The organism is Microbispora sp. NPDC049633, assembly GCF_040675265.1.
Taxonomy (GTDB): Bacteria; Actinomycetota; Actinomycetes; order Streptosporangiales; family Streptosporangiaceae; genus Microbispora; species Microbispora maris.
The window spans coordinates 26,987-35,389 of record NZ_JBFAOO010000069.1; the positions used below are offsets into that span (position 1 = coordinate 26,987).

The window sequence follows — 8,403 nt, forward strand, 5'->3', positions numbered from 1 at the left end:
CCCGATACGGCCGCGCGGACGGGAGACGCCCGCGGGTGCGACCCCCCGGGCGCGAATCGGTCCCCACCTTCGCAGGGGGGTGCAAGATCGAGGGAATTTCGGCCGAGGCGTCAGCCGGCCGCGGTGATCCTGGCCACCTGGGGCGCGTTGAGGAACTCCTCCAGGACGAGCGTGGCGGCCCCCAGCGCGACCGCGTCGGGACCGAGACGGCCCAGGACGATCGACGTCGCGGCGTACGGCTCGGCCAGCGAGTTGGCCGCGGTGGCGCGGCGGATGCCGGGCAGCAGGCTCTCGCCGAGCTGGACCCCCACCCAGCCGCCAATCACGATCTTCTCGGGGTTGACCAGGTTGACGAGATTGGCCAGGCCGACGCCGAGATAGGTGACGGTCTCCTCCACCACCGGCGACTTCGACGCGAGCACGCGGGCGAGGTCCTCCTCCCAGTCGCCCCCCGAGGTGACACCGGCCCGGTCGAGGATGGCCTCGATCCCGATGTAGGCCTCCAGGCAGCCCCGTCCGCCGCAGCGGCAGGGCCGCCCGTTCGCCACGATCTTCGTGTGCCCCCACTCCCCGGCGCTGCTGCTGACCCCGCGGAACGTGGTGCCGTCGGCCACGATCGTCGCGCCCACCCCCACGCCGAGCAGCACGATGACGGCGTCCGAGGCGCCCCGGCCCGAGCCGAACCACAGCTCGGCCTGGCCCATCGTCTTGGCGCCGTTGTCCACGTACAGCGGGAGCGAGGTGCCGCGGCGCAGGAGCGCTCCAAGCGGGACGCCGCCCCAGCCGAAGGTCTTGGCGTGGATGACGCCGTCCGCCCCCGGCTCGACGATGCCGGGGACGCCCACGCCGATGCCGAGCACCTGCTCGGGGGACACGCCCGCGTCGGACAGCACGACCTCGACGCCCGAAAGGATGTGCCGGGCGACCAGCTCGGGATCGTGCCGGGCCGGGCGCAGCATGTAGTCCACCTTGGCCCGCTCGGTCATCTCCAGGTCGAACAACCCCACCCGGACGTGCGTCTCGGCGACGTCGACGCCCACCGCGAAGCCGTACTCGGGATTGACGCGCAGCAGCACGCGGGGGCGGCCGCCGTCCGACTCCACCTGGCCCGCCTCGACCACGATGTTCTCGCCCAGCAGGTCGGCGGTCATCGTGCTGACCGTGGCGGCGCTCAGGCCGGTGCGCGCGGTGAGGTCGTTGCGGCTGGTCGGGCCGGAGAAGTAGAGCGCGCGCAGCAACACGGCCCGGTTGCCTCTGCGGATGTCCCGCACCGTCCTGCGCTGAGGCCTCGCCATGACCAACCTCCCCGTCGACACGGTCATCTTAGTTCAGAGGCGAAAACAAGCACCCGTGCCCTCTGCCGACCTCTTTCACCGTGGCATCTCCGGGTTACCCGCCCATTACGCCGCCGTGTCGTCCCCACCCTTCTTCCAGGCTGTGAACCAACACCGGGCGTGCGGACGCAGGTCGTGCCCCGCTGACGGACAAGGACATCCAGGGGGCGGTCAGGCGCGGGCGGCCGCGAGTTCCCTCATGAGGGCTTCGACGAGGGCGGCGGCGGGGAGGTCGCGGGAGCGGCGGTACCCCTCGCCGCACCACAGGGCCATCGCCTCGGGGTCGCCGTGCTCGGCCGCCGCGCGGCGCAGCCCCTTCGTCAGGTGGTGCACCTGGGGGTAGCACGCGGGCGCCGACGCCTCGTGCTCGGCCATGAACCGGTTGGCCAGGCCGCGCGCCGTACGTCCGGAGAAGGCCCGGGTGAAGGCGGTGCGGGTGAACCGGGGATCGGCGAGGGCGGCCTTGTGCACGGGGTGCGCCCCGCTCTCCGGGGTGCGCAGGAAGGCGGTGCCCAGCTGCGCGGCGACCGCGCCCGCGGCGAGGACGGCGGCGACGTCCGCACCGTCCATGATCCCTCCGGCGGCCACGAGCGGCACGCCGGTCGCCTCCCGCACGAGGGCCACGAGTTCCGGCAGGTCGCCGGGCGCATTCCAGGTGGGCGGCGGGGGGAGGAAGGCCGCCTGGTGCCCGCCCGCGCCGGGGCCCTGCACCACCACCGCGTCGGCTCCGGCCTCGGCCGCCGCGACCGCCTCCCACGGGGTGTTCACCATGACCATGACGACGCTCCCGGCGTCGTGGAGGCGGGCCGTCACCTCGGGCGGCGGGCAGCCGAAGGTGAAACCGGCCACCGGCACCCGCTGCTCCACCAGCAGGTCGATCTTGGCGTCCCACTCGTCGTCGTCCCGGGCAGGCGCCTCGGGCAGCGTCACGCCGTACCGCCCGGCCTCGGGGGCGAGCTCGTCGCGATACCGGGCCACCGCCGCGTCGTCACCGGACCCCTGCCGCGCGGCCTCGGCGTCGGGGACGAAGACGTTCACCCCGAACGGCCGGTCCGTCCGCTCGCGCACCGCCGCGATCTCCCGGCGCACGTCCTCCGCCGTACGGTAGCCCGCCGCGAGGAACCCGAGACCGCCCGCCCCGGACACCGCCGCCGCCAGAGCCGGGGTGGACGCGCCGCCCGCCATGGGCGCCTGGATGATCGGGCTCGACGGCCCGAAGGGAAGGGCGTGACCGGTCACGGGACCTCCTCAATCGTCTCGACAGCAGCGTAGAACGCGGTCGACGAGCGCTCCGGCGGCCCCCGTGTACCCGGCGGGATCGAACAGCCCGGCCAGGTCCAGCCCTTCGGGCACGACGGTGAGCTCACTCAGCACCTCGGCCACGGGGCGTCCCGACGCGGCGGCGACCGCGGACGCCTCCCCGAGCAGCCGCTTGGCCGCGGTCTTCCCCAGGACCGGCGCGAGCACGGCGGCCGCCCGTTCCGTGACGGTCAGGCTGCCGGTGAGCGCGAGGTTGGCCCGCATGCGCTCGGGGAACGCGACCAGTCCCCCGGCCAGCTCGGCCGTCACGGCGGCGGCGCCGCCGACCAGCCGCAGGCACTCGCGCAGCGGCTGCCACTCCGCGTGCCAGGCGCCCGCGGGACGCTCGTCCTCGGCGAGCAGGCAGTGGCCGAGGGCCGCGGCGAGCGCGGGCACCTGGATCGCCGCCGACCGGACGAGGGTGGCGAGGACCGGGTTGCGCTTGTGCGGCATGGCCGACGAGACGCCCCGGCCGGGGGCGGCCGGCTCCACGACCTCGGCCACCTCGGTCCGCGACAGCGACTGCACGTCGACGGCGATCTTCCCGAGCACCCCGGAGGTGAGCGCCAGCGCCCCGGCGAGATCGGCGACCGGGATCCGCAGGACGTGCCAGGGGACCACCGGCTCGGCCAGCCCCACCTCGGCGGCGAAGGCCGCGATCAGCCGCTCCGGGTACGCCTCGGGGTCGGGCACCCCGGCGATCCGCGCGTACTCCACGTAGCCCGCCAGCGTGCCGGCCGCGCCGCCGAGCTCGGCGGGCAGTTCCGCGCGCACCCGCCGCAGCCGCGCCGCCGCCTCGCGTACGGCGTGCAGCCACCCGGCCGCCTTCAGCCCGAACGTCGTGGGCACCGCCTGCTGGGTCAGCGTGCGGCCCGGCATCAGCGTGTCGCGGTGCGCCGCCGCGAGCCCCGCGAGCGCGGCCGCGGCCCGGTCCAGGTCGGCGGTGATCATGTCGAGGGTCCGGGCGGCCACCAGCATGGCGGCCGTGTCCATGATGTCCTGGCTCGTCGAGCCGCGGTGCACGTATTCGGCCGCGTCCGGGTCCACCGCCGCCACGGCGGCCGTCAGGTCCTCGACCAGCGCCACGACGGGGTTGGCCGCCTCGCGGGCGCGCAGCGCCAGGGCCGTCAGGTCGAGTACGCCCGCCTCCGCCACCTTGCCGATCGTCTCCGCGGCCCTCATGGGGACCACCCCCAGCCGGGCCTGCGCCCGCACCAGGGCGGCCTCCGCGTCGAGCATCGCGCGCAGCCACGCGCCGTCTCCGGTCGCCCGCTCCGCCGCCGTGCCCACCCGGACCGGGGACAGCAGGCCCACATCCAGGTCACCGTCGAGGTCGTTCACCGGACACCCGCCCGGGTAGCGCCGCAGGAGGCGGCGAGAGCCGTACGCGGTCCGGCGGCCACACGGGCGACCCTGCGACCACCCGCGAGGGCCCGCGCCGGCGTCAGCGTCAGCACGCTGCGGGCGATGGCGTCGGAGTCGCCCAGGATCACGGAGTTCACCCCCGGCCGCACCCCCGCCGCGGTCACCCAGTGGACCGCCTCGGTCGGCACACCGTACGCGAACCGGCGCGGGTGGGCCCGCCCGTCCGCGTCCAGCAGCCGGTACGGCCGGCGGGTGACGGCAAGACCACCGGTCTCGTGGCCGTCCTCGCCGCGCCGCCCGCCGATCACGTACGCCCGGCACTGGCCGGTCCGGAGCAGGTGGCGCAGCAGGGGGTCGGCCGTGCGCCGCAGGTCGATCTCGGGCAGCCGCGCCTCGACGAGCACCCTGGCCCGTACGACGGACCCCGGCACGGCGGCCGACTCGGCCTCGAAGACGCCGTCGCGGGCGTGGACGCGCATGCCGGGACCGACGACGGTGAGCACGCCCGCCTCGACGAGCGCGATCATCTGCTCGACCCGCTCGGCCGGCGGCCCGATGGACAGGAACGCGTTGAGCGGCGTGTACCACCGGTCGAGGTCGTCGCGGTGCGAGCGCCCGGTGAGCCCGCCGTGGTCGACCACCTGCCTGACCTCGTTGCGCAGGTCGCGCAGCACGTCGAGGGCGGCCTTCAGCGGCCCGCTCACGTTGCCCGCGCGGGCCTGTGCCAGGTCGGTGCGCAGATAGGCGGTCAGCCACGCGCGCCAGTCGTCCGGGCCGGTGAAGCCGATCCCCCGGTACGGCTCGGCCACGCTCTCCCAGTCCCACCGGACCGCCGGCCCGATGCCGAAGGCGTCGAGCACCAGGGCCTCCCCGGAGTCACCCCAGGGGCGGGCGAGGTAGGCGGCGCGGAAGCGGGCGGCGACGCACTCGCACTCCCGCCGCGCGAGGAGGGTGGCGTAGTAGACGGTCTCCACCTCCTTGGCGATCAGCGGCCACAGGTCGGCGCGGAAGTCGAGCCCGCCGCGGGCGGCCGAGCGCGCGGCCAGCGACGCGATCCTGCCCGGCGTGAGCAGCAGCGGTTCGTGCCTGCCCTCGACGCCCTTCTCGTTCTCGCCCCTGGACTGGTACGGGATGCCCCGGCGCGATCCGGCGTACAGGCGGGGCTCGCGGCCGGAGGGCCGGTAGACGAGGCGGCCCGCCTCACCCCGCTCGAACCGGCCGCCGCGCCCGAGCGTCAGCAGGGCCATGTGGTCGAAGAAGTTGAGCCCGAGGCCGCGCAGCAGCACCGCCTCCCCCGGCCGCACGTCGCTCAGGTCGGCGTCGGCGGGGTTGGCCGGCGGCACGTGGACCAGGCCGTGGGCGGCGGCGTACGCGGCTGCCTCCCGCTCGGCGTCCGTGGGCTCGACCGGCAGGTGCCCCTGCGCCAGGACCACCGCGTCGAGCGAGCCGAGCACGGTGCCGTCCTCCAGCACCACCCGCTGCGCGCCGGTGCCGGGCACGTCGTCGAGCGTGGTCGCCCGGGTGGCGTGCACCCGCACCTCCACCCGCCGGGGCGCCCGCGCGACCACCCGCTCGAACACCCAGCGCAGGTAGCGGCCGTAGAAGGCACGGGTGGGATAGGTGTCGGGCCCGAGCCGCCGCGCCTCGGCGAGCACGTCCTTCTCGACGCCGTCCGGGAAGAGCACGAGGTGGCGCGCCCACTCGTACAGGCTGGGGCCGGTCTCCAGCGGCCCGCGGATGTCGACGCTGGGGTCGGTGAAGAGCGTGACCTGCGAGGCGACGGTGTTCATCAGCAGCTGGCCGGGCTGGTCGGTGCGCCACACCTGACCGGCCCCCGGCGGGTACGGATCCACGACGTGCAGCAGGACCCGTGCCCGTGGCGGCAGCCGCCGCGCGTTGGCGCACAGCCGCTCGACCACCGACATGCCGCGCGGCCCTGCTCCGATAACGCACACCTCGAACGGCCGGGTCGATCGTGTTGTGGACATCCGCTCCTCCAGTTCCCGTCTGTCGTGAGTCGAGGATGCGGGACCGGAGTCTTCGTGAGGTATGTCACATTTGGCGAGGTGGTGTTAAGCATTGCTTCATGCACGATGTCACGCGCCTGGCGGCGCTGGTGGCGGTCGCCGAGGCGGGTTCGATAACCCGGGCGGCCGCCCGCCTCGGCTACACGCCGCCCGCGTTGTCGCAGCAGATGGCCAAGCTGGAGCGGGAGGCGGGAGCCGTGCTGGTGATCCGGCACCGCCGCGGCGCCACGCTCACGGCGGCGGGCGAGCTGCTGGTGGAGCACGCCCGGCGGGTGCTCGACGAGCTGGAACGGGCCCGCCACGGGCTGGCCGCGCTCGCCGGCCTGTCCGGCGGGCACATCACGATCGGCACGTTCACAACCGCGGGCATCCACCTGTTACCGCCGGTCCTCGCGGCCTTCCGGCGGGCTCACCCCGCCGTCGAGGTGAATGTGAGGGAGTACGAACCGCCGTCCGGGCTGCCCGCGCTGGCCACGGGCGAGGCGGATCTCGTGCTCACGCACACCTACGAGCATCAGCCTGATCCGCCGATGCCCTCGGGGGTCACCGTCGAGGCGCTGCTGGTGGAGGAGCTGGTGCTGGTGGCCGCGCCCGGGCACGCGCTCACCGACGCGGCCGAGCCGCTGCCGTGGCCGGAGCTCGCCGGGCGGCCGCTGATCAGCGGTTCGCGCGGGCTGGCCAACCGCGAGGCGCTGGAGGCGCTGTTCCGCCGCGAGGGGCTGGCGCCGCCCGTCGTGGCGTACGAGACGGGCAACTACGGCATGTCGTGCGCTCTGGCCAGCGGGGGGATGGGTCTCGCCCTCGTGCCGAGGACCGTGGCCGACCTGGCGGAAAACCCCCTCGGCGTACGACGGCTCGCCCCGCCCGGCCTGCACCGCACGATCAGCCTGGCCAGGCGGTCCGACGACAGGTCCCCCGCGCTGGCGACCATGCGTGCGCTGTTCAGGAGCACCGGCAAGGCGGCGCCCCGGCGGTCCCCGGAGGAACCGCCGAGGTGAGCGGCGCCCCTCAGCCCGGACTGTGTCAGTCGAACTCGGGGTCGGTGGTGCGGCTGCGCTTCATCTCGTAGAAGTACGGGAACTTCGCCATGGCGAGGGCGCCGTCGAAGATGCGGGCGGCCTCCTCACCACGCGGGACGCGCGTCATCACCGGGCCGAAGAACGCCACGCCGTCGATGTGGATCGTGGGGGTGCCGACCTCGTCGCCGACCGGGTCCATGCCCTCGTGGTGCATGCGGCGCAGGGCCTCGTCGTACTCGTCGGTGCCTGCGACGTCGGCCAGCTCGACCGGCAGCCCGACCTCGGCGAGCGCCTCCTTGGCCACGACGCCGTAGTCCTTGTTGTCCTGGTTGTGGATGCGGGTGCCCATCGCGGTGTAGAGGTCGCGCAGCACGGCCTCCCCGTGGTGCTGCGCGGCGGCGACGCACACCCGGACCGGGCCCCGCCACCTGGGCACCGCCTCGCGGTAGAAGTCGGACAGGTCCTCCTTGCCCTCGTTCAGCACGGACAGACTCATCACGCGGAACCGCAGGTCGATGTCGCGCTGCTTCTCGACCTCCAGGATCCACCGTGACGTGACCCACGCGAACGGGCAGACGGGGTCGAAGTAGAAGTCCACCCTGGGACGGCTGTCCGCCCCGGCCTGGTCGACAGCGCTGTCGATGTCGCTCATGAAACTCTCCTGACGGGAATGGTCGGGGGATCGGGGGGCCGGTTCCGCGAGCGTATCCGAGGGCTCCGCGCGAACGTCACCGCACTTGACCCCTCAAACTCACGGCGATTTCCCCTCATTCCCCGGTAGACGGGTGGCGTTCTCACCGGCCGGGGTCTCTAGGGTGTCCCTATGGCTGAGATCCACGAGAAGGCGGCGGTCCTGCGCGCGCTCCACGTGCCCGGCGACCCCGTCGTGCTGCCCAACGCCTGGGACGCCGCGTCGGCGCGCGCCGTCGAGGCGGCCGGGTTCCCCGCCGTCGCCACCGGCAGCGAGTCCGTCGCGGCCTCGCTGGGCTACGAGGACGGGCACGACACACCCGTGGACGAGATGTTCGCGGCCGTGGCCCGCATCACCCGGGTCGTGGCCGTCCCCGTCACCGCCGACGTGGAGCGCGGCTACGGGCTGAGGGCCGCCGAACTCGTCGAACGGCTGGCCGCCGCGGGCGCCGTGGGCTGCAACCTGGAGGACTCCGACCCGGCGACCGGGGCGATGATCGACGCCGCCGAGCAGGCGGACTTCCTCGCCGCCGTGCGGGCGGCGGCGGCCGAGGCCGGGGCCGGCCTCGTGGTCAACGCGCGGGTGGACACCTTCATCCACGGTGCCGGCAGCCCCGGCGACAGGCTCGCGGAGGCGATCGCCTCGGGATCGCTCGCGAGGATCGGGTA

Annotated in this window: 7 protein-coding genes; 2 read left to right on the forward strand and 5 right to left on the reverse strand. The window is 74.6% G+C overall.

The window, feature by feature from the left end; all coding sequences use genetic code 11:
• Nucleotides 1-110: 110 nt before the first annotated feature.
• The 4 genes from AB0J39_RS19470 to AB0J39_RS19485 all read right to left on the reverse strand — a co-directional run bounded on the left by AB0J39_RS19470 (nt 111) and on the right by AB0J39_RS19485 (nt 5,986).
• Nucleotides 111-1,295: an ROK family protein gene (locus AB0J39_RS19470; RefSeq protein WP_363466448.1), complete on the reverse strand. Its 1,185-nt coding sequence runs from the start codon at nt 1,293-1,295 to the stop codon at nt 111-113.
• A gap of 210 nt (nt 1,296-1,505) precedes the next feature.
• Nucleotides 1,506-2,573: a nitronate monooxygenase gene (locus AB0J39_RS19475; protein ID WP_363466451.1), complete on the reverse strand. Its 1,068-nt coding sequence runs from the start codon at nt 2,571-2,573 to the stop codon at nt 1,506-1,508.
• Nucleotides 2,574-2,582: 9 nt separating this feature from the next.
• Complete coding sequence (gene pcaB / locus AB0J39_RS19480; RefSeq protein WP_363466454.1) at nt 2,583-3,974, reverse strand: 3-carboxy-cis,cis-muconate cycloisomerase; 1,392 nt, start codon at nt 3,972-3,974, stop codon at nt 2,583-2,585.
• The gene (locus AB0J39_RS19485) at nt 3,971-5,986 is read right to left on the reverse strand and encodes an FAD/NAD(P)-binding protein (protein WP_363466457.1); all 2,016 of its coding nucleotides are present in this window, start codon (nt 5,984-5,986) and stop codon (nt 3,971-3,973) included. Before AB0J39_RS19485 ends, pcaB begins: the two co-directional genes overlap by 4 nt.
• 98 nt (nt 5,987-6,084) lie before the next feature.
• Between AB0J39_RS19485 and AB0J39_RS19490 the strand changes: the two genes are divergently transcribed.
• Nucleotides 6,085-7,023: a LysR family transcriptional regulator gene (locus AB0J39_RS19490; protein WP_363466459.1), complete on the forward strand. Its 939-nt coding sequence runs from the start codon at nt 6,085-6,087 to the stop codon at nt 7,021-7,023.
• A gap of 25 nt (nt 7,024-7,048) precedes the next feature.
• Here AB0J39_RS19490 and AB0J39_RS19495 read toward each other — a convergent pair whose 3' ends face one another.
• Nucleotides 7,049-7,696 (reverse strand): disulfide bond formation protein DsbA, encoded by a 648-nt coding sequence (locus tag AB0J39_RS19495; protein WP_363466462.1) that lies wholly within the window; start codon nt 7,694-7,696, stop codon nt 7,049-7,051.
• A 171-nt stretch (nt 7,697-7,867) separates the two neighbouring features.
• Between AB0J39_RS19495 and AB0J39_RS19500 the strand changes: the two genes are divergently transcribed.
• Nucleotides 7,868-8,403: isocitrate lyase/phosphoenolpyruvate mutase family protein (locus tag AB0J39_RS19500; RefSeq protein ID WP_363466465.1), on the forward strand; the 536-nt coding region annotated here is incomplete at its 3' end.

Bases quoted from the DNA above. Each gene is read 5' to 3' on its own strand.
- AB0J39_RS19490 (WP_363466459.1), top strand. From the start codon at position 6,085: ATGCACGATGTCACGCGCCTGGCGGCGCTGGTGGCGGTCGCCGAGGCG.
- AB0J39_RS19470 (WP_363466448.1), bottom strand. From the start codon at position 1,295: ATGGCGAGGCCTCAGCGCAGGACGGTGCGGGACATCCGCAGAGGCAAC.
- AB0J39_RS19495 (WP_363466462.1), bottom strand. From the start codon at position 7,696: ATGAGCGACATCGACAGCGCTGTCGACCAGGCCGGGGCGGACAGCCGT.
- AB0J39_RS19485 (WP_363466457.1), bottom strand. From the start codon at position 5,986: ATGTCCACAACACGATCGACCCGGCCGTTCGAGGTGTGCGTTATCGGA.